The 24,447-nt window shown below is 33.4% G+C and carries 21 protein-coding genes; 6 read left to right on the forward strand and 15 right to left on the reverse strand.

The features are described 5' to 3' along the window. Positions 1-13: 13 nt before the first annotated feature. The 6 genes from ED556_RS05925 to ED556_RS05950 all read right to left on the reverse strand — a co-directional run bounded on the left by ED556_RS05925 (position 14) and on the right by ED556_RS05950 (position 9,547). Positions 14-1,060: a helix-turn-helix transcriptional regulator gene (locus ED556_RS05925; RefSeq protein ID WP_296320641.1), complete on the reverse strand. Its 1,047-nt coding sequence runs from the start codon at positions 1,058-1,060 to the stop codon at positions 14-16. After that, positions 1,053-1,475, reverse strand: coding sequence for a hypothetical protein (locus tag ED556_RS05930; protein ID WP_296320644.1), 423 nt, complete (start codon positions 1,473-1,475; stop codon positions 1,053-1,055). The genes ED556_RS05925 and ED556_RS05930 overlap by 8 nt, the downstream gene beginning before the upstream one ends. 120 nt (positions 1,476-1,595) lie before the next feature. Next, positions 1,596-3,371, reverse strand: a complete 1,776-nt coding sequence (locus ED556_RS05935) for a long-chain fatty acid--CoA ligase (RefSeq protein ID WP_296320647.1) — start codon at positions 3,369-3,371, stop codon at positions 1,596-1,598. A 99-nt stretch (positions 3,372-3,470) separates the two neighbouring features. Next, positions 3,471-7,133, reverse strand: coding sequence for a phosphoribosylformylglycinamidine synthase (purL, locus tag ED556_RS05940; RefSeq protein ID WP_296320648.1), 3,663 nt, complete (start codon positions 7,131-7,133; stop codon positions 3,471-3,473). Positions 7,134-7,272: 139 nt separating this feature from the next. Beyond that, positions 7,273-8,328, reverse strand: coding sequence for an endonuclease (locus tag ED556_RS05945; protein WP_296320652.1), 1,056 nt, complete (start codon positions 8,326-8,328; stop codon positions 7,273-7,275). A 4-nt stretch (positions 8,329-8,332) separates the two neighbouring features. Next, entirely contained in the window at positions 8,333-9,547 is a 1,215-nt protein-coding gene (locus ED556_RS05950; RefSeq protein WP_296320656.1) for an RsmB/NOP family class I SAM-dependent RNA methyltransferase, read from the reverse strand. A 102-nt stretch (positions 9,548-9,649) separates the two neighbouring features. On the opposite strand from ED556_RS05950, the gene ED556_RS05955 reads away from it, so the two are divergent. Next, positions 9,650-10,732, forward strand: a complete 1,083-nt coding sequence (locus tag ED556_RS05955; protein ID WP_296320658.1) for an oxidoreductase — start codon at positions 9,650-9,652, stop codon at positions 10,730-10,732. Positions 10,733-10,756: 24 nt separating this feature from the next. Here the strand turns inward: ED556_RS05955 and ED556_RS05960 are convergent, their stop codons facing one another. From ED556_RS05960 to ED556_RS05990, 7 genes are all read right to left on the reverse strand, one after another. Then, the gene (locus tag ED556_RS05960) at positions 10,757-11,209 is read right to left on the reverse strand and encodes a hypothetical protein (RefSeq protein WP_296320662.1); all 453 of its coding nucleotides are present in this window, start codon (positions 11,207-11,209) and stop codon (positions 10,757-10,759) included. Positions 11,210-11,381: 172 nt separating this feature from the next. Beyond that, positions 11,382-11,885, reverse strand: a complete 504-nt coding sequence (locus ED556_RS05965; RefSeq protein WP_296320665.1) for a hypothetical protein — start codon at positions 11,883-11,885, stop codon at positions 11,382-11,384. A 56-nt stretch (positions 11,886-11,941) separates the two neighbouring features. Continuing rightward, complete coding sequence (locus ED556_RS05970; protein WP_296320667.1) at positions 11,942-12,484, reverse strand: RNA polymerase sigma factor; 543 nt, start codon at positions 12,482-12,484, stop codon at positions 11,942-11,944. A 188-nt stretch (positions 12,485-12,672) separates the two neighbouring features. Further along, positions 12,673-14,499 (reverse strand): ABC transporter ATP-binding protein, encoded by a 1,827-nt coding sequence (locus ED556_RS05975; RefSeq protein ID WP_296320670.1) that lies wholly within the window; start codon positions 14,497-14,499, stop codon positions 12,673-12,675. Between the two features lie 136 nt (positions 14,500-14,635). Further along, positions 14,636-16,363 carry a phospho-sugar mutase gene (locus ED556_RS05980; RefSeq protein WP_296320675.1) on the reverse strand — a complete coding sequence of 576 codons (1,728 nt, stop codon included), beginning with the start codon at positions 16,361-16,363 and terminating at the stop codon, positions 14,636-14,638. Between the two features lie 76 nt (positions 16,364-16,439). After that, positions 16,440-17,390 (reverse strand): glycosyltransferase family 2 protein, encoded by a 951-nt coding sequence (locus tag ED556_RS05985; RefSeq protein ID WP_296320677.1) that lies wholly within the window; start codon positions 17,388-17,390, stop codon positions 16,440-16,442. A gap of 47 nt (positions 17,391-17,437) precedes the next feature. Then, positions 17,438-17,971 carry a DUF4199 domain-containing protein gene (locus tag ED556_RS05990; protein ID WP_296320680.1) on the reverse strand — a complete coding sequence of 178 codons (534 nt, stop codon included), beginning with the start codon at positions 17,969-17,971 and terminating at the stop codon, positions 17,438-17,440. 162 nt (positions 17,972-18,133) lie between these two features. Between ED556_RS05990 and ED556_RS05995 the strand changes: the two genes are divergently transcribed. Both ED556_RS05995 and ED556_RS06000 read left to right on the forward strand, forming a co-directional pair. Continuing rightward, positions 18,134-18,385 carry a type B 50S ribosomal protein L31 gene (locus ED556_RS05995; protein ID WP_296320682.1) on the forward strand — a complete coding sequence of 84 codons (252 nt, stop codon included), beginning with the start codon at positions 18,134-18,136 and terminating at the stop codon, positions 18,383-18,385. 105 nt (positions 18,386-18,490) lie between these two features. Further along, positions 18,491-19,666, forward strand: coding sequence for a GlmU family protein (locus tag ED556_RS06000; protein WP_296320685.1), 1,176 nt, complete (start codon positions 18,491-18,493; stop codon positions 19,664-19,666). Between the two features lie 5 nt (positions 19,667-19,671). On the opposite strand, the gene ED556_RS06005 is transcribed toward ED556_RS06000, so the two are convergent. Next, the gene (locus ED556_RS06005; RefSeq protein ID WP_296320688.1) at positions 19,672-21,303 is read right to left on the reverse strand and encodes an ABC transporter substrate-binding protein; all 1,632 of its coding nucleotides are present in this window, start codon (positions 21,301-21,303) and stop codon (positions 19,672-19,674) included. A gap of 120 nt (positions 21,304-21,423) precedes the next feature. Between ED556_RS06005 and mtaB the strand changes: the two genes are divergently transcribed. Both mtaB and ED556_RS06015 read left to right on the forward strand, forming a co-directional pair. Continuing rightward, the gene (gene mtaB / locus ED556_RS06010; protein WP_296320691.1) at positions 21,424-22,743 is read left to right on the forward strand and encodes a tRNA (N(6)-L-threonylcarbamoyladenosine(37)-C(2))-methylthiotransferase MtaB; all 1,320 of its coding nucleotides are present in this window, start codon (positions 21,424-21,426) and stop codon (positions 22,741-22,743) included. A gap of 91 nt (positions 22,744-22,834) precedes the next feature. Next, positions 22,835-23,212 (forward strand): hypothetical protein, encoded by a 378-nt coding sequence (locus ED556_RS06015; protein ID WP_296320697.1) that lies wholly within the window; start codon positions 22,835-22,837, stop codon positions 23,210-23,212. 69 nt (positions 23,213-23,281) lie between these two features. On the opposite strand, the gene ED556_RS06020 is transcribed toward ED556_RS06015, so the two are convergent. Then, positions 23,282-23,578: an N-acetyltransferase gene (locus ED556_RS06020; protein WP_296320700.1), complete on the reverse strand. Its 297-nt coding sequence runs from the start codon at positions 23,576-23,578 to the stop codon at positions 23,282-23,284. Positions 23,579-23,749: 171 nt separating this feature from the next. On the opposite strand from ED556_RS06020, the gene ED556_RS06025 reads away from it, so the two are divergent. Beyond that, a complete protein-coding gene (locus ED556_RS06025) occupies positions 23,750-24,418 on the forward strand; it encodes an alpha/beta hydrolase (protein ID WP_296320703.1) in 669 nt (222 codons plus the stop codon). Positions 24,419-24,447 lie beyond the last annotated feature (29 nt).

The raw sequence follows: 24,447 nt of genomic DNA on the forward strand, positions 1-24,447 counted from the left end.
AGTAAGTAACGGATTACAAGTTAGAGACATTGACAATGTCTTTACGTGATTTTATATTTAGCTTATTATAAATTGAGCTTACGTGAGATTTTACTGTACTTACACCTATATTAAACGCTTCAGAAATCTCTTTGTTAGATTTACCTTCTACTAGCAAGCAATATATTTTTCGTTCTTGTACACTTAATAATTTTAAATGCTTATTATCCTTTTTTCTCCTCGCATTCATTGAGTTATTTATGATATATCCGAGCAGGAAAAAAAAGATTGCTGAAATTATAATCCAAAGTGCAGGACTATTCTTTTTTTCAGGAAATTTTGATCTCAACTCATTAAAATAGGACGAATTTTCATCTTTCCATTTGTCTAGATAGTTTTCATAGAATTTTTGATTTTCCAAATATGAAGATTCAAATTTGCTGTTGGTTAACGCGTATAACGAGACGATCGGATGAGAAGCTGTATCTGCTATGTGTCTTAGTTCTTCGTATATAGTTTTATTAATAAACTCCTTTTTTAGATTACTATTTGGTGATCTTAAATTATCATTGTTGATTATAGTGTGGATAGATTTAAAGTCCGTATTTGGTTGATATCCATTAATATCATAATCATAAAATAGACTATCTCTAATCTTATTTTTAATAAATATCTCTGAATGCTTATTTGCAATAAGGAAAATGTGATTTTCTTCTTTACCACCAATAATTAATGAAGCTGCAGGAGATTCTTTTTTAGAAAGATGTAATCGATAGAGGTTATCTTCTTTAGGAAATGATTCCGTTGAAAAGTAAAAAGAACCAGAACTGTCTACTTTAGTTTCTGCTATGATTATTTCATTAGACATGGTGTACATGTCCTTAAAAGAAGATATATAAGATAGGTAAACTACAGGTTCCCAAATAGAGTCTAGCTGCAGTTTACCTTTGATTGATTGAGATTGTTCGTTTTTTGTTTTATGTTGTGAAAAACAACTAAAACTATTAATGAAAATTAAGAACAACAGTAATCCAAAAGAATTTAAGTAAATGTGATTAATGTTGGTCGTTAGTTTATTCATCGTATAGCGAAGTGCAAATTGAAACGTCACCAACTACTTTTTTTGGTACAAGTACAACAGACCATTTACCTTTAATTGGGTCTTCTATATATTTTTGCATCTGACCACAAACCTGCTCTTTAGTCTTAGAGCTGTTAGATTGGCTTTCGATAGAAAAGTTACCTTTTTTATTTCCTTTAGGGTCGTATAGTTCTACAGTTAAGTAACCAGATTCCACTTTACTATTAATGTTTAGGTGCATCTTACCTGTATCTTCAGAAACATCAACAGTTATTGTTTCCTTGTCAGAACTGCCATCTAATTGAATCGTTCGATTTAGACAAACGGCACTACAGCTTTTTTGTGAGATTTGCTGTGCATTTACTATTGCCGTGAATAAGAAAAGGCAAGCAAATACTTTAAAGATTTTTTTCATGATTGATAAAATTTAAAATTAATACTACAAAGCTATTCTTACATGTAGCATTTAAGAAATTTTACTAGTCTGAAAAAGGTAGTAATTAAGTTTTAAAAACGTGCTAATCCCTTAAATTTTCTAAGGTCTATATATTTTTTCATAAAGTGTATCGTACTTTTTACGGATTACACTTCGTTTCATTTTCATCGTTGGAGTTAAAAGACCATTATCAATTGTCCAGGCTTCAGGAGTAAGTTCAAATTTCTTAATACGTTCCCATTTACCGAATATTTCATTATGCTTAGCAACTTCTTCTTGAATTTGGTTTATAACAACATCTGATGTTGCAATCTCAGCTTCAGTTGTACCAATGTCTAAACCTTCGTCTCCAATCCAATCTCTGATATATTCAAAATTAGGTTGAATAAGCGCACAAGGCATTTTTTCACCTTCTCCAACAACCATAATTTGTTCTATGAACAACGATTGTTTCATTTGATTTTCAATAAGAGGTGGAATTACATATTTACCTCCAGAGGTTTTAAACATCACTTTTTTACGACCAGTAATCTTTAAGAACCCATCTTGATCGACTTCACCCTTATCTCCTGTATGGAAGTAATCACCAGTCATAACTTCAGCCGTCTTTTCAGGGTCTTTATAATAACCCATCATAACATTTGGCCCTTTAATTAAAAGCTCTCCATCTTCGGCGATTTTAACTTCAACATTTCTTATTGGTTTTCCAACAGTGCCAACTTTATAATGGGCATCTTTGTACATACCAACAGAAACAACAGGTGATGTCTCCGTTAAACCATAACCTTCCATTACTTGCATTCCTGCCGCGCCAAAAACTCTAGCCAATCTTGTTTGTAAAGCTGCACTACCAGATACCATAGTGGTTAACTCACCACCAAGTGCCTCACGCCATTTACTAAAAATAAGTTTGCTAGCTATCCTAAGTTTAAACTCGTACCAAGCACCATTTTGCTTATAGGGTTTCCATTGGTCTCCTAATCTCACTGCCCAATCAAATAGTTGCTTTTTAATGCCTGTAAGTTCATCAGCTCTAAGCATTATTTTGTCAAATACTTTTTCTAATAAACGCGGAACAACACTCATCATCTGGGGTTTTATTTCCTTGGCGTTATCACCAATTTTATCTAAACCTTCAGCGAAATATATAGATGCTCCAGCATATTGATAGACATATATTAAAACACGTTCAAAGATGTGACATATAGGCAAGAAACTTAAAACCCTAACGTCACCAGACTCAGGAAGTGGAACACGTGGTGAACTATCTAGGGCATTGCTTGTAATATTGTTATGAGAAAGCATTACACCTTTTGGTCTTCCAGTAGTTCCTGAAGTATATATTATTGTTGCTAAATCTTCTGGTTTAACGGCATCTTTTCTTGCTTCAACATCAGATTGGTTACTTTCATCTTTACCAAGCTCGAATAATTCAGAATAATGTTTGCAACCTTCAATATGGTCAAATGAGTAAACCTCCTTTAGTTTTGTGTTTGCTTGGACTTTACGCACTTTATTTAAAACCTCTTCATCAGACACAAAACAATATATAGACTCGCTATGGTTCAATACATACTCATAATCTTCAGCACTAATGGTTGGATATATTGGAATGTTTTGTGCTCCTGTTTGAAGGATGCCAATGTCCATAATATTCCATTCGGTTCTATTTGTAGAAGAAATTACAGCGATTTTGTCATTTTTTTGAACCCCTAATCTCAGTAATGCTCTACTCATTGCATTAGACTTCTCTATGTATACTTGGGTTGACATAGGTGTCCATTCACCATTATATTTAGTTACTAAAGCATTTGGGTTAGGTTTATGTTCAAGTTGATAATATGGAAAATCAAAAAGGCGTGTAACGTCAGTCATTATTTTAAAAACAAAAAATTAATAGGAATATTACGAAAATAGGAAAATTAATAGGAATTAAATTAAGCTTTAGAAATTTAATACTAAATTTTTTGACAACTAATTATTTTCTATCCATTTTCTGGCATTTACAAAGGCTTCTAACCAAGGCGAAACATCATCTTGTCTACCATTAGGGTAATTTGCCCAATTCCATTGAAATGTTGAGCGTTCTATATGCGGCATAGTCACTAAATGACGACCAGTTTTATCACAAAGCATCGCCGTATTATAGTCTGAGCCATTTGGGTTATGCGGATAGCCTTCGTAACTATATTTAGCACAAATGTCGTACATGTCTTCAGAATGCGGTAAATCGAATTTACCTTCACCATGACTAATCCAAACGCCAAGTGTACTTCCTGCCAAACTAGATAACATCACAGAGTTATTTTCTTGGACTTTTACAGACGTAAATGCACTCTCATGTTTCCCTGAGTCATTAAAGGTCATTTTACCATGTTTCTCGTGGTCTGGATTAATTAAATCGAGTTCCATCCATAGTTGGCATCCGTTACAAATACCCACTGAGAGAGTATCATCTCTTTCAAAGAACTTCTTTAAAGCAGTGTTAGCTTTTTTGTTGTATTTAAATGCGCCGGCCCAACCTTTTGCTGAACCTAAAACATCTGAATTTGAAAAACCACCAACAGCTCCGATAAACTTGATATCCTCTAATGTTTCTCGACCAGATATTAAATCTGTCATATGTACATCTTTAACATCAAAACCAGCCAAATACATAGCATTTGCCATTTCGCGTTCAGAATTACTACCTTTTTCACGAATAATAGCAGCTTTTGGTCTTGGTTTAGACTCATCAATAACTGGGAGTTTTCCTGTAAAATCTTCTGGGAATTGATATTGTAAAGGTTGATTTTTGTAATTTTCAAAACGCTCATCTGCTAATCCATTTGCGGTTTGCTTTCGATCGAGTAGAAGTGAGGTTTTGTACCACATATCTCTTAGGCGAGAAATGGTCAAGGTATAAACTTCATTATGATTTATGAGACTTAAGACGTCACTATCTGTTACTTTTCCAATATTGTGATATAGAATTCCAGCCGCATTTAAGGTGGTTTCAATTGAACTATCTGAAGCCTGAAATACTATTCCTGAATTTTCGGCAAACAACAATTTGATAGAATCTTTTTCATTTAGTGCCGATAAATCAAGTTCTGCACCAACATTATTTTCTGAAAAACACAATTCAAGCAAGGTCGTAATTAAACCTCCGGAAGCTACATCATGTCCTGCAACAATCTGCCTATCCTTGATTAACTGTTGAATGGTATTGAATACATTTTTAACATATTCTGCACTTTTTACATTTGGAGTTTCATTACCAATTGTGTTCATTATTTGAGCAAAACTACTTCCTCCAAGTTTATATTGGTCTTGAGATAAATTAATGTAGTAAATATCGCCCTTGCCCTGTTGTAAAACAGGTTCAATTATGTTACTAATATCATTGCAATTTGCTGCTGCAGATATTATAACAGTGCCAGGAGCAATCACTTCACCATCAGGATATTTTTGTTTCATAGATAATGAATCTTTACCTGTTGGAACGTTAATACCTAAGTCAATTGCAAAATCTGAAATTGCCTTTACAGCCTCGTACAAACGTGCATCTTCGCCTTCATTTTTACATGGCCACATCCAATTTGCTGACAACGAAACACTTTTAAGATTATCTTTCAGTGGTGCCCAAATGATGTTAGTAAGTGCTTCAGTTATGCTATTTCTACTACCAGCTACTGGATTGATTAAGCCAGAAATTGGGGAATGGCCAATAGATGTTGCAATACCTTCTTTCCCATTAAAGTCAAGCGCCATAACACCCACATTATTAAGTGGTAATTGTAATGCACCAACACATTGTTGTTTTGCTACTTTACCGCCAACACAGCGATCAACCTTGTTGGTAAGCCAGTCTTTACATGCCACTGCTTCTAATTGTAAAACTTGGTCTAAGTAATCATGAAAATTATCTGAATTATATGATATATTAGAATAGTTATGTGCAATGGTTTTATCTGTCAGTATAGTTTTAGGAGAGCTTCCAAACATATCCTCTAACCCTAAGTCCATAGGTGTATTACCATTGGATTGCGACTTAAACGTAAATCTGTGGTCACCAGTAACATCACCAACACTGTACATTGGCGAACGCTCTCTGTCAGCAATTTTTTGAAGCGTTTCGAGGTGTTTCTCGGCGATAACTAATCCCATGCGTTCTTGAGATTCATTTCCAATGATTTCTTTGGCTGAAAGTGTAGGGTCACCAACCGGTAATGCATCTAAATCTATTTTTCCACCGGTATCTTCCACCAATTCTGAAAGGCAATTTAAATGTCCGCCGGCGCCATGATCGTGAATTGAAACTATTAAGTTTTCATCACTTTCTACCATTCCACGTACAGCATTAGCAGCTCTTTTTTGCATCTCAGGATTTGAACGTTGAACGGCATTAAGTTCTATACCAGATGAAAATTCACCAGTATCAGCAGATGATACTGCAGCACCACCCATGCCAATACGATAGTTTTCACCACCTAAAATCACAATTTTGTCACCAGTTTTGGGTGTATCTTTTATGGCTTGGTTAGCTTTTCCGTAACCAATTCCACCGGCTTGCATAATTACTTTGTCATAACCTAGTTTTCGGTCTTCTTGCTCATGCTCAAAGGTTAAAACAGAACCACAAATAAGTGGTTGGCCAAATTTGTTACCAAAATCTGAAGCTCCGTTAGATGCTTTTATTAAAATATCTATTGGTGTTTGGTAAAGCCAATCTCTAGCTTCAAATTTTTGTTCCCAAGGTCTATTTTTTTCTAAACGCGAATAGGATGTCATATATACTGCAGTTCCTGCTAGTGGAATAGAGCCTTTTCCTCCTGCAAGTCGATCTCTAATTTCTCCTCCAGATCCTGTTGCTGCACCATTAAATGGTTCAACAGTTGTTGGGAAATTATGTGTTTCGGCTTTTAAAGAGATAACAGATTCAAAATCATTGATGGTATAAAAATCTGGAATATCGGCACGTTTTGGAGCAAATTGTTTAACAACTGGTCCTTTTATGAATGCGACATTATCCTTGTATGCAGAAACAATATCATTGGGATTTTGTTTTGACGTCTCTTTAATCATTTTAAAGAGCGATGTTGGTTTTTCTTCACCATCAATAACAAATGTGCCATTAAATATTTTATGTCGGCAGTGTTCAGAATTCACTTGCGAAAATCCAAAAACCTCTGAGTCCGTTAGTGGTCTTCCAATTTTTTCAGATACCAGGTTGAGGTACTCGATTTCTTCATCACTAAGTGCTAAACCTTCTTGCACGTTATAAGCTGAAATATCTTCAATGTCCTGTATTGATTCTGGCTGAATATCAATGGTGAAAGTATCTTGATTAAGACCATTGAATCTTTCAGAAATCATTGGGTCATAGTCTTTATAGTCCGCTGATATTGCCATGAATTCTTCAATTCGGATAATGCCATCTATACCCATGTTTTGAGTAATTTCGACAGCATTGGTACTCCATGGTGTAATCATGGCAGCACGAGGCCCAATAAAAAAAGCATCAATCGATGCTTGCTCTAATTTTGGTTGGTCGCCAAATAACCACACTAATTTTGAAATTGTTTCAGCTGATAATTCTTTTGTTGCTTGAACAGCAAATACTTTACTGTTTTGGTTTCCGAAGAAATGAATCATTATATGTATGTCTGTTATATTTTTGAGATTGTAAATTTACACTTTTTTAAGTGTATAGGTTCTATATTGTTTGTACTAAATGTTATAGTTATTCACTAGTTATTAAATAAAAAGAGCGACTAAAAGCCGCTCTTTAATTTTATTGTCTAATTAATTTTTTTGTTGTTGTTCCCGAATCAGTTTTTAATCGCATTAAGTAAATCCCTTTTTTGAGATTAGATATGTTTAATTTTTTCTGATTCGCTGTTAAATTCTGAACCTTTACTCGTTTGCCTAAAACATCATAAACTTCAGCTAATATTGCTTTGTTAGATATGATAGTTACCTCATTTCCAGTCGCTGGATTTGGGAATATTTTAATTTGATCTTCTTGAAAATCCTCTGTTGATAATGTTCCCCAACGGTCTTCAGCATCTGGTCCACCCCAAATTAATGTTGCTAAAAATGGGTTGTCGATAAATGGATTTCTATTTAGGTATACTGTTTCTAATCTATCATTTCTATTGTCTTCGATTTGCGAAACAGGGTCATCTACATTCCATTGTAATAATATCTGTAGCATATCAGTTGCTCCTTGTTTAGATCCGCTTGCATTTAGCTCTGGCAAGCATCTATCGCCATACCTAGTATACATGTACATCATTATTCTTGCAACATCACCTTTCCATTCATCTCCAGGGTAATAATCTCCATTTCCTAAAACAACAGAATTTCCAGAACCATCTCCAAATTTCCTATTACCTCTATTGCTATTTCTTTGAACGTCAGTGGCTCTTAAGTTGTGAGGGTCGGCTGCTATACCTGTATCACCATTACTCACGCTACCCATTGTAGGATTTGCATTTGATCTAGCAAATACGTGCTCCCTATTGTACTCGCATGTACCTCCTCCAAAATCATCTTTATCTCTGATTCTTCTGTCTGTTTGTCCTGAAGTGCAGCTTAGATTATTTGTAAAGCCATAGGTTAATAAAACATTAGAATCGGTAACATCGTCAGGATCTAGCTCCATGATTTTGAAGTCATCTCTTACATCGCCATAGGTGTATGTATCACTTGCGTTATCGATAAGCTGCCCCAAAGTAGTATATAAAGGATCTCCATTTAAACCAGTAAAGTCAATACTGTCATAATAGGGCTGTTGACCGTATGCAAACGTTGTGAGTAATAAAAATAATAAGTAGATGTTCTTCATAAGTTTAGTTTTTCTTTTCTAACAGGGCCATGTAAAAACCGTCATAACCAGATTTGTGGGCTAATATTTTTTTATCTGCTACAAAGTTAAACGCTTTTCCGCTTTCTTTTGTTAAAAATTGTTCAATTTGTTTCTCATTCTCAGAAGGTAAAATGGAGCAGGTTGCATAAACCATTTTACCACCATCTTTTACCATTTTAGAATATTGTTCTAAAACTTGAGATTGTGTTTGCTTAATATTTTCTATAAACTCTGGTCTTAGTTTCCATTTTGCATCAGGGTTGCGACGTAAAACACCCAAACCAGAACATGGTGCATCAATCAATAATCTATCTGCTTTACCATGCAGTTTTTTTATGGGTTTGGTAGAATCTATTGCTTTTAACTCGATATTATGAACACCATTACGGCGTGCTCTTACTTTGAGTTTTTTTAATTTACTTTCGTAAATATCCATAGCAATTATCTGACCTTTATTTTCCATAAGTGATGCGAGATGCAAAGTTTTACCACCTGCACCTGCGCAAACATCTACAACTTTCATGCCTGGTTTTACATCTAAAAAATCGGCAACTAGCTGAGAAGATGCATCCTGAACCTCAAACCAACCATTTTTAAAAGCGTCAGTTTTAAAAACATTTGCTCGTTTTGTAAGCTTTAATGCCCAAGGATAATTTGGAATAGATTCAGTGTCAATATCTTCAGATTGGAGCTTAAGCTGTAAGTCTTTTTTTGTGGTTTTTAAGGTATTAACTCTTAGGATAACTTCGGCTTGTTGATTTTGCATTGCAATTTCGTTAGTCCACAAAGTTTCACCTAATTCTTCTAACCCTAAATCATCGATCCAGTCCGGGATTGATTCTCTAAATTTTCGTGTATTAGAAAGCTCGTCGAATTTTCCTTTTATTTTTCGGGTTGGTGTATTTGTAAAATATTTCCAATCCGGTAATTTAATGCCTTTTAGTGTTGCCCAAACTGCAAAAATGCGCCATAGATTATCTCTGTCGAATGGTTCTTTTACATTGGCAATTTCTGCATATAGCCTTTTGTAGCGGACAATTTGGTAGACAGTTTCAGCTACAAAACCGCGGTCGCGACTTCCCCAGCGTTTATCGCGCTTTAATAATTGTTGAACCACCTTATCAGCATATTCACCTTCATTAAAAATAAGGTGTAAACCATCAATTACTGCAAAGCATAAGTTTCTGTGTAGTCGCATGTTATAAATTATAGCGTGCAAATTTAAGATTAAATGTTTATTTGTAGAAAGGTTTAATCGTTTATTCGTTTGGCTTTTCTATTTTTAGAAAAAATTTATCAAATGAAATACACTTATATACTTTTTTTATTAGTCTTTTTTTGTTCATGTAAAGATGACTACAAAAGACCAGAAATAATATCAAAAGTGACTATAGACACTATAATTAGAGATTCTATTTTAAGTGCAAGAGCATTGGATTTTAATAAAGATTATCTATTCTATGGATCATCCGACCATTTTGGTAAATACGCTTTAAATAAAGAATTGAAATTTGATATTGATAACCTTAAACTTAGTAATTCTGAAAACTATTTTAAGCACATCGTAACTCATGAAGAAAAGCCACTTCATTTTAGAGCAATAGAAATCGTATATGGTAATATGTTTGTAATTTCTGTTGGAAATCCAGGAAAGCTTTACAAACTAAACCGAAAAGCAAAAAATCCGAAATTAGTTTATGAAGAACATCACGAAAAAGTATTCTACGATTCCATGGATTTCTGGAATGAAAATGAAGGTATTGCTATTGGTGATCCTACAGACGATTGCATGAGTATAATTATTACCCGTGATGGTGGTCATACGTGGAACAAAATATCATGCACTGACTTGCCAAAAGCTAACGATGGTGAAGCGGCATTTGCAGCAAGCGATACCAATATTGCTATAGTCGGTGATAATACTTGGGTGGCTACTGGAGGAACATCTAGTCGTATATTATACTCTCCTGACAAAGGGAATTCGTGGCAAGTTTTTGACACACCAATAGTACAAGGGAAACCAACTACAGGTATGTATTCTGTAGATTTTTATGATGAAAATAATGGCTTTGCCATCGGAGGCGATTATACAAAACCTAATGATACACTATCTAATAAGATAAGAACTCAAGATGGTGGAAAGACTTGGCAAGTTGTTGCTGATGGACAATCTCCTGGTTACAGAAGTTGTGTACAGTATGTACCAAATAGTAATGCTCAAGAGTTAGTAGCTATTGGGTTTAAAGGTATTGACTACAGTAATGATGCTGGAGAAAGTTGGAAGCATCTTAGTGATGAAGGCTTTTATACGATTCGATTTTTAAACGATTCTGTAGCCTATGCTGCTGGTAGAGGACGAATAAGTAAACTTATATTTAAATAAAAAAAGCTCCATATGGAGCTTTTTTTAATTCTTGTTTCTACGTTCTCTAAACTCTCTGAGTTTTTGAAGTAATTGCTTATTAAACTCATCTTCAGCGGCTTTGAGTTTTATAATCTTAACTGCTGGTATGACAGATTTTAAATCGTTTATCAATTTCATTTTAGCATTATGCATAGCTGTGTCGGCATTTACAAGTCTATCAAGTAATTTGTTTGCTTCACTATCGGACATGTCTGGGTTTTTACGAAATTGCTGTCTTATAGAGCGCAATTCCTGAGTTTTAATACGTTCAGTTGTGGCTTCAAACTCATTGTAAATTGGCCAAAATTGTTGTGCCTCTTGTGTTGTAAGACCTAATTTTTCAGTAATAAAAGCAATCTTTTGGGTCTTTATGCGCTGTTGCATTCGTTTGCCTCCAGGTTGGGCAAAACTCAATAAGCCTACCATTATGAGGGTTAATGTTACTAATTTTTTCATCTGCTTTGAAATTTTTTGTTTTCTGAATGTTCAAAAAATTTAAATACATTCAGGAACTCTCATAAACTTTAATCATTTTTTTAAACAAATTAAAATGAAGAAACTTTATGCTCGTTTCATGTGTTAATTGTTATATTTTTCAAGTCTTTACTTAAAGACTTTCGTGTACGTGTTATTCTAAAATAGATTCTAAATCAACTTCATTTAATAAATACTCTTCTAAATTTTCTTCGCTATATTCGGTCTCAGTTATCGTAAATTCTTCTTCAAGCATATCAGCATCTGCTAATAACTCAGCCAACTCATAACTATCTAAATCTCTACTTTCGAGATAAGTTTCTACCATTTCTACTGATAATTCATCACTATTAGTTGTATTGGTAAAAATTGCAAAAAGCAATAGCAAAGACGCAGCAATACCTGTTATATAATACAATCTAGTTTTTGAGAATAAGGAAATTACCGGGGTTTCACCATCTGTGTCAAGCTTACTAATAATGGTGTCTTCGATATTATCAAAGTAATTATCAGGAATACTAAACCCAGGGGCATCTATACCTTCAATTAATTTATCTTCCTCTAAACGATCAAATAGCTTTTCGTTAAAAGATTCAAAGTAATCTTTGGGTGTTTTAAAACCACTTGATGTAATAGTATGTAATTTATCTTTTTTCATTTTATGCTGAACTTACGTCAGTGTCTATATCTATGACTAACAGATGACTTAAAAGTTTAATCTGAGGTCAAAAACGTTTCAATCTTCTTTACTGCAATATGATAGGAAGCTTTGAGCGCACCTTCACTTGTTTCCAAAATCTCTGATATCTCCTTGTACTTCATATCGTCAAAATATTTCATGTTAAAAACCATTTGTTGTTTTTGTGGCAACGTTGCAATGGCTTTTTGAAGCTTTAATTGAATCTCGCTGCCCTCAAAATACACATCGGCCTTGAGGTTATTTATTGCATTATTTTGTATCTCTTCGCTAGAAATTTTATGTCGTTTCGCATTTTTATTAATGTGCGTTATAGACTCATTTGTCGCAATACGGTACATCCAGGAATAAAGCTTGCTTTCGCCTTTAAACTTATCAATGCTTCTAAATACTTTTATAAATGTATTCTGAAGCACATCATCGGCATCATCATGGCTTATTACAATTTTACGTATATGCCAATACAACCGTTCTTTGTAGGTGCTGAGTAGCTCTCTAAAAGCGGCTTCTTTTGAGGCATTGTCTTGTAATCGCGCAATTAAGTCTAATTCGTCAGTCAAGGAGGATTGAGTTTATTGCTTTGACTAAGGTACTAAGAAAAGGTTTAATCTTGAGTTAAGAGTTAAGAGTTAAGAGTTGAGAGTTGAGAGTTAAGAGTTGAGAGTTAAGAGTTAAGAGTTAGGAGTTATTAGTGAAAAGTTATAAGTTAACAGTTGAGGACTAAATTGTTTTGAGCTTATTGTAGTAATTAATCAAAACTCTGCATTTCAACTAGCTTCTTGTAAACGCCATTTTTTGTTATAAGCTCGCTATGGGTACCTTGCTCAGCTATTTTACCTTTAGACATAACTACAATTTGGTCAGCATTTTGAATGGTAGATAAACGATGTGCTATAACTATAGATGTTCTGTTTTTCATCATGTTTTCTAAAGCCACTTGCACCAAACGTTCACTTTCAGTATCTAAGGCAGAAGTTGCCTCATCTAAAATCATTATTGGAGGATTTTTCAATACCGCACGAGCAATACTCAAACGCTGTTTTTGTCCACCAGATAATTTTCCACCAGCATCACCAATATTGGTCTCAATGCCTTTAGGAAGGTTTTTTACAAATTCCCATGCATTTGCAATTTTTAAGGCTTCCATGACTTCATCATCAGTAGCATCTTTTTTACCTAATAGAATATTATTTTTTACGCTATCATTAAATAAGATTGAGTCTTGAGTTACTAAGCCCATTAAACCACGAAGTGATGCCTTTTTTAAGTCTTTAATATTTTCACCATCTATAGAAATTGTACCATTGTTAACATCGTAGAATCGTGTAACAAGATTTGCAATTGTACTTTTTCCGCTTCCAGATTGCCCTACAAGAGCAACACTTTTACCTTTAGGCACTTTTAAAGTAAAATCTTTTAGCACAAAATCATCTTCGTATTTAAAAGCGATGTTGTCAATGGCAATTTCAGAATCAAAGGTTTCTTTTGATTTTGCGTGTTCTTTATCACCAAGAGGTGATTGAGTATTTAAAATTTCCAAGACACGTTCGGCTGCAGCATTTCCTTTTTTAACGCTATAACTGGCTTTACTTATAGCTTTTGCTGGTGTAAGAATGTTATAGGCAAGCCCCATAAAAGTTAAAAATTGTTCGCCTTTAAGAGTGCCATCCACTAATACCATTTGACCGCCAAACCAAAGTAGTACGCCAATTACAGCTATACCCAAAAACTCGCTAGTTGGTTTTGCTAGGTTTGTTCGGTTTAATAATGAGTTTGAGAATTTAAAAAATCTGCTTGTAGAATTCTGAAATTTAGACGCAAAACTTCCTTCAGAATTATAACTTTTAATGACTTTTAATCCACCAAGTGTTTCTTCTAATATAGATAGAAATGTGCCTTGCTCTGACTGAACTTTGTCCGATTTTCGTTTTAAACTCTTGCCAATTAAAGAGATTATAAATCCGGATACAGGTATAAATATGAATACAAAAATGGTAAGCTTTACACTAATAGTAAGCATAAAAGCTATAGTAAATATAATTGTAAGTGGTTCTCTAAATAATAATTCTAAAATGGATAGAAATGAATGTTGAATTTCTAATACATCTGTTCCAAATCGGGCCAATATATCCCCTTTTCGTTTTTCAGAATAGAATGATATCGGTAGCTCTAAGGTTTTATCGTACAAAGCATTGCGTAAATCCTTTAATACACCATTGCGTAAAAAGGTAATGAAATACATTGCTAAGTAGTTAAATAAATTCTTCAAGAAAAAGACACTAATAATTAAAACAATCACGAACGTCAATGCTTTTGAAGCATCAGATCCTGCCAAATCTGAAATGTAATAATTAAGGCTATCGCTAAAATAATCTGCAAACTCAGTAAACCCATTATATGTAGGTTTTTCAGTTATCTTAACTGCATCTTTCTTGAATAGCACTTCTAATAATGGCATTAAAACCATGAATGATAATCCAGAGAATAATGCATAGAAAATATTACATATTATGTTAAGTATACCATAGGTTTTGTATGGTAAAGCAAAGCGAATTATTTTTTTGAAATAGTTCACACGTTTAAATTTTGATAATTTTTATGTCCATCATAATCATAAAATTAAGAACGTGTGTAAACACTTCGTTCTCGTATTAAAAAATTTAAAAAAATTCTAACAATTAATTTTTAAATTTTATTCAACTTCCTTTTATCTAAATGTTCATGTCTTTTAAAATGGTGTCAATTTTAGATTCCAATAATTGCTCCGTTTTACTTAAGTCGGACATATTGTCAAGTGTAGCGTTTACACTAATATAAAATTTAATTTTCGGTTCAGTACCGCTAGGTCTTAATGCAATTTTACTTCCGTCTTCAGTGTAATATATTAATACGTTTGATTTTGGAATATCTATATCATACTCTTCATGAGTTTGAAGGTTTTTTGCCTTAGATAATTTATAATCCTCAATCAATACTACTTTTTCTCCATTAACTTCTTTCAAAGGGTTTTGGCGTGCATCAATCATTATTTGTTTGATCTCTTCAGCACCTTCAATTCCTTTTTTAACTATAGAAACAAGGCGTTCTTTGTAAAACCCATGTGTTGTGTATAGTGATACCAATTCCTTGTAAAACGAACTACCTTTTGCTTTTGCTTGAGTTGCAATTTCACAAGCTAAAAGCGTTGAGGTAACTGCATCTTTATCTCTTACAAAGTCACCTACCATAAACCCAAAACTTTCTTCGCCACCACCAATAAAATCAAGTTCAGGGAAATCTTTAATCATTTTTGCTATCCACTTAAAGCCAGTAAGGCCAATTTTGATTTCAGTATTATAGGCATCAGCTAAAACACTCATCATTGGCGTTGATACTATTGTAGAGCCTATAAATTCATTTCCGTTTAACTTTCCGCTTTCTTTCCATTGTTTTAGTAAAAATTCGGTCATCACTACCATAGTTTGATTACCATTAAGTAGTATCATCTTACCATCCAAGTCTCTTACTGCAATACCTAATCGGTCACTATCTGGGTCAGTACCAATAACAATATCAGCATTAGTTTTTTCGGCTAATTCTATTGCCATTTTCAGGGCTTCAGGCTCTTCGGGATTAGGAGATTGTACTGTTGGGAAATCGCCGTTTGGTTCAGCTTGTTCTTCAACAATATGAACGTTATTATAACCTGCTCGTTTTAATGTTTCAGGAATAGCAGTTATTGAGGTACCATGCAGTGATGTAAACACAATATTAAAATTGTCTTTTGCCTCTTGTGATGTATTAAAACTTCCATTTTCAACAGACGAATTAATAAATACATCATCTACTTCTTTTCCTATATAATGAATTAAGTCTGAATCACTTTCAAACTTTATTTCGGAATATTCTAGCTTGTTTATTTCTGCAATTATTTCGGCATCTTGAGGAGGAACCAATTGTCCACCATCTTGCCAATATACTTTATACCCGTTGTATTCTGGTGGATTGTGAGATGCAGTAAGTACAATTCCACAATGACAACCGAGATGTTTTAATGCGAACGATAACTCGGGCGTAGCTCTTAAATCTTCAAATAAATACACTTCGATACCATTAGCAGAAAATACATCTGCTACAACTTTACCAAAAGACTTACTGTTATGTCTACAATCGTAAGCAATTGCCACTTTTATTGATTCGCCAGTAAATACACTTTTTAGGTAATTACTTAAACCTTGAGTGTTTTTGCCTAATGTATATTTATTAATACGATTATTACCAATACCCATTACACCGCGCATTCCACCAGTACCAAACTCTAGATTTTTATAAAAGCTTTCTTTAAGTTCTTTTGGATTATTAGCAATGAGTTGCTTTATGCTATTTTGGGTATCAATATCAAAAGTAGGCGTAAGCCATTCGTTTACTTTTTCTTGTATTTCAGGTTCTATATGAAGCATGTATTATAATATTCTAGGTGCAAAAGTACACAATTACAAAAACGAAGTAGTGTGTGAAGTGTTATTTAATCTAAAATTAATCTAGATTCAGATGCTCTTTAACAAGGTAACGTTTATTATCTCGTTTTGAGCCTAAAATAAGTTCGCCTAAAAATCCAGCAATAAAAAATTGAGTACCAATAATCATTGTTGCTAATGCAATATAAAATGTTGGACGTTCTGTAATTAGTCTGCCACTTCTATGAAGGAATAATTTGTCAACTCCCATATAAAAAGCAAAAGTAAACCCAATTAAAAACATGATAACGCCAAGGGCTCCAAATAAGTGCATTGGTCGTTTACCAAACTTAGAAATAAACCAAATAGTAATAAGATCTAGGAATCCATTTACAAAACGATTCATACCAAATTTTGTAGTGCCATATTTTCTTGCTTGGTGTTTCACCACTTTCTCTCCAATAGAAGTAAATCCAGCATTTTTTGCCAAAACAGGTATATAACGGTGCATTTCACCGTTAACATCAATAGTTTTAATTACAACTTTTTTATAAGCTTTTAAGCCACAATTGATATCATGTAGTTTTAAACCAGAGGTTCTTCTTGCAGCCCAATTAAATAATTTTGAAGGTAAATTTTTAGCAATTACAGAATCGTAGCGCTTTTTTTTCCAACCAGATACCAAATCAAAATTCTCCTCAGTGATCATATTATAAAGTTCTGGTATTTCTTCGGGATTGTCTTGTAGATCAGCATCCATTGTAATAACCACATCACCTTCAGCTTTGTCAAAACCTGCATGTAAAGCTTGAGATTTGCCAAAGTTTTTAAGGAAGCGAATTCCCTTTATATTACTATCCTTTTTTGATAAGCTGAGGATAGTTTGCCATGAATCATCAGTACTACCATCATCTATAAATATGATTTCATAGGAAAACGAATTGGATTGCATCACAGATACAATCCAATCGTGTAATTCTGTTAGCGACTCAGCTTCGTTGAGAAGCGGAATAACTATAGATATATTCATGTTATTTAGTTGTCTTATGTTTAAGACTCCAAATTTAGTTAAAATTATTAAGCTGCATCAGGGTCTTTTCTTTTAACAACTAAAGCTACAATCAAACCTACAACACTAAATCCTACAAGTTGATAAGCAATAGACTTGAAGATATTACCAATGGAGTACATGTTGCCATTAGCTTCCATTTGTTGTACTGCAGCGTCAATACTTTCTTGAGGCGCTCCAAAGCGTTCCATCATTGCCATTTGATTCTGTATAATCATATCTTGTAAAACAACTGCAGACTCAGGATCAACAAAATTGAAAATAACAATGCTAACGACAGAACTGATTAAAATACCTACTAATACAGTAATGAAGTAAGCTGTGAATGCTTGCTTAAAACTTATGAAGCCTCCAAGAAGACTTCTTGACTTCATTGAGGATACTATTCCGAATATAATAACTAATAAGAGTAACGCTATCCCAAACCACCATTTTGTAAATAGCTCAAGAGATACTACGTATCCTATAATTGTTAATGTCGAAAGTATCAGTCCAAGATAAAGACCTTGATTTACTGCTGTTGACTTTAAAGATTTTTCCATGATTTTTTTAGTGTTTATTGGTTAATCAGTTAGTATGTATATAAATATAGTGAAACGTTACAAAAACAGAAAAAATAAAAAAGAATAAAAAGATTGTAGTTTTATAAAAAATAATTAAATTTGCACCTCGAAAAAATCGAAAAATTAGTAAAGCATTTAGTGATGAGAAAAGATATACATCCAGAGAATTATAGAATAGTAGCTTTTAAAGATATGTCTAACGACGATGTGTTTTTAACTAAATCTACAGCAGATACAAATGAAACTATTGAGGTTGATGGTGTTGAATATCCATTAGTAAAATTGGAAATCTCTAGAACATCTCATCCTTACTATACTGGTAAATCTAAATTAGTAGATACAGCTGGTCGTATCGATAAGTTTAAAAACAAATATGCTAAGTTTAAAAAATAAGCGAGCAATAAGATATTTTTTAAAAGCCTTTCTGAATTCAGAAAGGCTTTTTTGTTTTAGGGATTTAAGCTACTTTTGAAATTAAATTGTCTAACTTAAGTCTTCATGAACTATATACTTTTTGATGGTCCTAACAGAAACAACTTGTTACCATTTACATATACAAGACCAGTAGCTGATATTAGAGTTGGTATTCTCACCATTAGAGAAAAATGGGAATCACATTTAGATTATACAACAACTACAATTACTGAAGACTATTTGTCAGATAAGTTTCCTATGGTTGAAATGGAAACTAATGTGATGATAAATGCATCGTATTTACCAAATCATGAAATTATTGCCCTGATTAAAAATTTGGAGGTCAATCAAGCTATTTTTAAAGATGATGATGTAGTTGCGTTTTGTGTAGAAGAAGGCGCAGAGCACGACGATTTTTCGAATTTTGAAGCTATAGAGTTTGATAACGACATTATTAAAATCGAAAATACATGGGATATTTTTTCTAAAAACGGAGAAGCTATTACTGAAGATTTCGAATTGATATCAAAAGGAAGACAATCACAGCCTATTCCTTCGACAGTAAATACAATTAATCCAGAACGCATATTCATAGAAAAAGGAGCCAAACTAAATTTTGCAACACTTAATGCCAGTAGTGGACCAATTTACATCGGTCGAAATGCAGAGGTTATGGAAGGCAGTATTGTTAGAGGTCCGTTTGCATTATGTAATAATAGTGTATTAAAATTAGCCGCTAAAGTTTACGGACCCACAACTGTTGGCCCTTATAGTAAAATTGGTGGCGAAGTAAATAATTCAGTAGTTTTTGGGTATTCTAATAAAGGACATGATGGATTTCTTGGAAATTCTGTTTTAGGAGAATGGTGTAATCTTGGTGCAGATACTAATAATTCTAACTTAAAAAATAACTATGCTGAGGTTCGACTTTGGGATTATAACTCTGAAGGTTTTGCTAAAACGGGGCTTCAGTTTTGTGGTTTAATGATGGGTGATCATAGTAAATGTGGAATAAATACCATGTTTAATACAGGAACAGTTGTTGGTGTAAGCTCTAATATTTTTGGTAGTGGTTTTCCAAGAAATTTTGTACCAAGTTTTTCGTGGGGTGGCAGTAAGGGATTTGTAACTTATAAGACCAGTAAAGCATTTGAGGTTGCGGAAGTTGTTATGAAAAGACGTAATGTTGAATTTTCTGAAAAGGATAAAGCCATTTTAGAGACTGTTTTTGAACTTACCCAGAAGTACAGAAGAAATTAATTTTATTATTGAGTTTTTCTTACGAGTCTTAAGTCCAAAAGATTTGTTGCATTTATTCCTAATCCACGTACATTTTTTCTTGTAAAACGTACCACCTCATCATAAAACAATGGTACAATTGGTGCAGACTTCATTACCAAGCTATCCATTTTTGTATATAGATAAGAACGCTTTTCGGGATCAGTTTCTAAGAATGCCTGTTCGTATAATTCGTCAAACAGTTCATTATTAAAATGCGTATAGTTTGGACCATTAGGGGCATAGTTTTTACTATAATACAAAGACAAGTAATTTTCTGCATCTGGGTAATCGGCGATCCAACTTGCTCTAAAAAAATCAAGTTGTCCATTAGCTTTTAAGTCTTTTAAGCTCGATGCAGGTATGACATCCACAATGATTTCAAGCCCAATTTTTTGAAGCTCTCGTTGAATATATTCGCAAAAATTAAGATAGTTACTTGTTGTAGTCAAAGTTATTTTTGGATTAGAGATTCCAGTACTAGTTTCAAAAGTACTAAGCAACTTTCTGGCTTTTTCCGGATTATAATAATACCCAATATTCTCGCTATAACCGGGCAACCCCTTGGGAATAAAACCACCCGTGGCAGCTATACCAATACCATTGCGCAGGTAAGTTATCATTTTACTTCGGTCAAACCCTAAATTTATGACTTGACGTAATAACTGTGATTGGACTTCAGTAACATCAGATTCCATAAAAAACCCCAAATATTCGGTATTTAAATATGGGCCTCGAATCATATTTACATCATTGGCATATTTTGATTTCAACTTGCCTTTGGATGTAAGTATTTCGTCTTTGTATGAGGCATCCAAACCTGAGACAAAGTCAATATTGTCTTGCGCAAATTGTAAAAACTCACTTTGTTTATCAGGTAAAAAAGTAACAGCAACGGCTTCAAGATAGGGCAATTGCTTTCCTTGTTTATCTGTTTCAAAATAATTGGAGTTACGACGCAATACTAGTTTTATATTTTCTTCCCATCGTTTAAACTTAAATGGACCAGTACCGATTGGGTTTGCTCTAAAATCACTACCATAAAACTCTACTATTTCTTTCGGAACCACAGAGCAATATTTCATGGTTAATAAACCTAGAAATGCTGGAAATGGCTGTTTAAGTTTAATCTGAAACGTAGAATCATTTACAGCTGAAAATGAATCAACCTTACCCAAAACCCAACTTCCTGGAGATGCTAATGATTTGTTTTTGAGTCTATTAAAGCTATATTCAAAATCTTGAGCTTTTACTGTTCGCGTAGAATCTTGTTTAAATAATTGATGTTTATGAAAGTAAACCTCTGATTTAAGTTTGAATGTATATGTTTTTGCACTATCTGTAATGGTCCATGACTTTGCAATTGATGGCTTTACATTAAGACTATCATCCATTTGTACTAGGCCATTAAATATCTGATTTGTTGCCCAAATGTCAGCCAAATCTTTAGAAAATGCAGGATCTAATGAACTTATATTTCTATGCTCATTGTACCTAAAAACCAAGTGGTTTTTTTCAGAGTCAATTGAACTACTGCAAGAGGAGAATAGCAATGCTAAAAAAGCAATAGCTACATAGCTTAGGAATAAGAGTCTATAGCTTAGTATTTGTTTTAGCATTTTATGTTTTAATTGTAAATTTGCAACCTTGATAACTCAATGCCCACTTAATTGTGATTAATTTAAGTTTAAGATAGTTTTTCAAATATCAAATCTCGATTATCGAGTAAAAGTACAAGAATGAACGCTAGAAAAAAAGTTGCATTTTATACATTAGGTTGTAAGCTTAATTTTTCTGAAACCTCTACTATTGCCAGAGACTTTATCAATGAAGGTTTTGATCGTGTAGATTTTAAAGAAAATGCGGATATCTATGTAATAAATACATGTTCTGTTACTGAGAATGCCGATAAGCGATTCAAAACTATTGTAAAGCAAGCTCAGAACGTTAATCCTGATGCTTTTATAGCAGCCGTGGGCTGCTACGCACAGCTTAAACCTGAGGAGTTAGCCACCGTGGATGGTGTTGATTTGGTACTTGGTGCTACTGAGAAGTTCAAAATCACAGATTATATAAATGATTTATCTAAGAATGATTTTGGCGAAGTTCATTCTTGCGAAATCGAAGATGCTGATTTTTATGTCGGCAGTTATTCTATAGGTGATCGTACAAGAGCTTTTTTAAAAGTTCAAGATGGTTGTGATTATAAATGTACGTATTGCACAATTCCATTAGCTCGAGGTATTTCTCGAAGTGATACCATGGATAATGTTCTAAAAAATGCCAAGGAGATTTCAAAACAAGGCATAAAAGAAATAGTGCTTACAGGAGTTAATATTGGTGACTATGGCAAAGGCGAATTTGGTAATAAAAAGCATGAGCATACTTTTTTAGACTTAGTCACTGAACTTGATAAAGTTGAGGGAATTGAACGATTACGCATATCTTCTATAGAACCTAATTTATTGAAGAATGAAACCATAGAATTGGTATCTAACTCTAGAGCTTTTGTACCACATTTTCACGTACCTTTACAAAGCGGTAGTAATGAGCTTTTAAGAAAGATGAAACGCCGTTACATGCGAGAACTTTATACAGATCGCGTTGCTAAAATAAGAGAAGTTATGCCGCATGCCTCTATTGGAGTAGATGTTATTGTTGGGTTCCCTGGAGAAACAGATGAATTGTTCTTAGACACTTATAACTATCTATCTGATTTAGATATTTCTTACCTTCATGTGTTTTCGTATTCTGAACGCGATAATACAGAAGCCGCATCATTTGACGGAGTAGTACCAAAGAACGTTAGAACTAAAAGAAGTAAAATGTTGAGAGGTTTATCTGCGAAAAAGAGACGCGCTTTTTACGAGAGTCAAATAGGATCTAAAAGAACAGTATTATTCGAAGGAGAAAATAAACAAGGTTATATTCATGGTTTTACAGAAAACTATGTAAAAGTAAAAGCACCTTGGAATCCAGAGCTAATTAATACATTACATTCAGTTGAGTTGACAAAAATTGATGAGGACGGTTTAGTTAGGTTTGACTTTCTCAACTAGTATTATACGTCGATTAAATAAGTAATTTACCTGATTTTTACTTCAATTGCTTTTGCTTAGATTATGTTTACCGCACAATAAACAACCTACTATGTCTTATAAATTTACCAAGTTAATACTAATCACCCTCGTAGTATTTGTGACATCCTGTTCAAATGATGTTTCAGAAATAGACGTCTCATCAGAAATTTTAGGTACTTGGGAAAGAGTGACAGTAAACAATAACGAAACTACAAATTATAGATTAGTATTTTCTGATACTACCAATGGGTTAGAAATTCACAGTGTTACAAATCAAGAGAATATGATAGTTTCTAATGCAACTGAATTTACTTGGGATTATGATGGTAATGCGACAATAACTATTAATAATACACTTTATACGCTCGTAACTAATGGTGACATGCTGCAATTAGAAGATGGAGTTGAAACGCCTATAATTAAAATCTCTGACCAGTTTTTATACTAAGACACTTAATATATACAATAAAAAAGCACCTGATAGATAGGTGCTTTTTTATTGTATAGGATGGTATGGTTATATTCTTATACCAACAGGTAACATACGTTTGTACTTTCTATTACCTCTAACAAATTTGGCAATTTCTGGACTTGTAGGAACAACACATATGTTTCGTTCTTTAATATTATTAAAAACCATATCCACGAACTCTAATTCAAACTCTCTTGTTCGTATGGCCTCAGGAATAATTAGTTTAGTTAAGAATATTTTTCGTTCTTGAAGTGAATATTCAACAATGGCCATTTCATTTTCAACCTTTAATTCAAATTGACGTAAAAATTCATTGTCAATTAACTCAGCAGTCTCTGTCATAATCTATTGTGTTTTTTAAATTAGCGGCTGGCTAGGGTAGATGCTATATTTTGTATAGATTTGTGCAAAGGTACAAAAAATAACTGACTTAGAGATTATCAGCTCATAAGTCTCATAATTACAGTATATTACAGAGGGTGTCACGGATAAAAAAGTGACCTTTATCATACAATGGAGAACGAAAAAATACATGTGTATTTAATGCCAGGAATGGCTGCAAGTCCAGTGATTTTTGAGTATATTAAGTTACCAGAAGATCAATTTGAAATTCATTGGTTAGAATGGAAAATTCCCCAAAAAGAAGAATCTTTAGAATCTTACGCTAAACGAATGATTACTGATATAGTGCATGAGAACGTAGTTTTACTTGGCGTTTCTTTCGGTGGTATCTTGGTGCAAGAGATGAGTAAGTATATGAAGTTTAGAAAGTTATTTGTTGTTTCTTCAGTCAAATCACACTACGAATTACCAAAACGAATTAAACTTTTAAAGTATACAAAAGCATATAAGATTCTGCCTACACGTTTGGCAAGTAATGTAGAGTTACTTTCTCGTTACTCCCTTGGTAACTCAATTAATAAGCGCGTAGAGTTGTATAAAAAATACATGTCTGTTAATGACAAAGACTATTTAGATTGGGCAATACAGCAAATTGTTTGTTGGGATCAAGAATCGCCTAATGAAGATGCGATATATATACATGGAGATAAAGATGGTGTTTTTCCTCATTCTTGTGTGGGTGATTGTATTGTTATTAAAGGTGGTACACACATTATGATTATAAATAAATATAAGTGGTTTAACGAAAATTTACCAAAGCTAATTCTAGGTGAAGCTTGAATAATACACTATAATTTAATACATTTAAA

The sequence above is a fragment of the Winogradskyella sp. genome, assembly GCF_003712105.1.
Taxonomy (GTDB): Bacteria; Bacteroidota; Bacteroidia; order Flavobacteriales; family Flavobacteriaceae; genus Winogradskyella.

Bases quoted from the DNA above. Each gene is read 5' to 3' on its own strand.
- ED556_RS06020 (WP_296320700.1), bottom strand. From the start codon at position 23,578: ATGACAGAGACTGCTGAGTTAATTGACAATGAATTTTTACGTCAATTT.
- ED556_RS06025 (WP_296320703.1), top strand. From the start codon at position 23,750: ATGGAGAACGAAAAAATACATGTGTATTTAATGCCAGGAATGGCTGCA.
- ED556_RS05955 (WP_296320658.1), top strand. From the start codon at position 9,650: ATGAAATACACTTATATACTTTTTTTATTAGTCTTTTTTTGTTCATGT.
- ED556_RS05960 (WP_296320662.1), bottom strand. From the start codon at position 11,209: ATGAAAAAATTAGTAACATTAACCCTCATAATGGTAGGCTTATTGAGT.
- ED556_RS06005 (WP_296320688.1), bottom strand. From the start codon at position 21,303: ATGCTAAAACAAATACTAAGCTATAGACTCTTATTCCTAAGCTATGTA.
- ED556_RS05965 (WP_296320665.1), bottom strand. From the start codon at position 11,885: ATGAAAAAAGATAAATTACATACTATTACATCAAGTGGTTTTAAAACA.
- ED556_RS05945 (WP_296320652.1), bottom strand. From the start codon at position 8,328: ATGAAGAACATCTACTTATTATTTTTATTACTCACAACGTTTGCATAC.
- ED556_RS05995 (WP_296320682.1), top strand. From the start codon at position 18,134: ATGAGAAAAGATATACATCCAGAGAATTATAGAATAGTAGCTTTTAAA.
- ED556_RS05950 (WP_296320656.1), bottom strand. From the start codon at position 9,547: ATGCGACTACACAGAAACTTATGCTTTGCAGTAATTGATGGTTTACAC.
- ED556_RS05930 (WP_296320644.1), bottom strand. From the start codon at position 1,475: ATGAAAAAAATCTTTAAAGTATTTGCTTGCCTTTTCTTATTCACGGCA.
- ED556_RS05935 (WP_296320647.1), bottom strand. From the start codon at position 3,371: ATGACTGACGTTACACGCCTTTTTGATTTTCCATATTATCAACTTGAA.
- ED556_RS06000 (WP_296320685.1), top strand. From the start codon at position 18,491: ATGAACTATATACTTTTTGATGGTCCTAACAGAAACAACTTGTTACCA.
- ED556_RS06015 (WP_296320697.1), top strand. From the start codon at position 22,835: ATGTCTTATAAATTTACCAAGTTAATACTAATCACCCTCGTAGTATTT.
- ED556_RS05990 (WP_296320680.1), bottom strand. From the start codon at position 17,971: ATGGAAAAATCTTTAAAGTCAACAGCAGTAAATCAAGGTCTTTATCTT.
- ED556_RS05980 (WP_296320675.1), bottom strand. From the start codon at position 16,363: ATGCTTCATATAGAACCTGAAATACAAGAAAAAGTAAACGAATGGCTT.
- ED556_RS05925 (WP_296320641.1), bottom strand. From the start codon at position 1,060: ATGAATAAACTAACGACCAACATTAATCACATTTACTTAAATTCTTTT.
- mtaB (WP_296320691.1), top strand. From the start codon at position 21,424: ATGAACGCTAGAAAAAAAGTTGCATTTTATACATTAGGTTGTAAGCTT.
- purL (WP_296320648.1), bottom strand. From the start codon at position 7,133: ATGATTCATTTCTTCGGAAACCAAAACAGTAAAGTATTTGCTGTTCAA.
- ED556_RS05985 (WP_296320677.1), bottom strand. From the start codon at position 17,390: ATGAATATATCTATAGTTATTCCGCTTCTCAACGAAGCTGAGTCGCTA.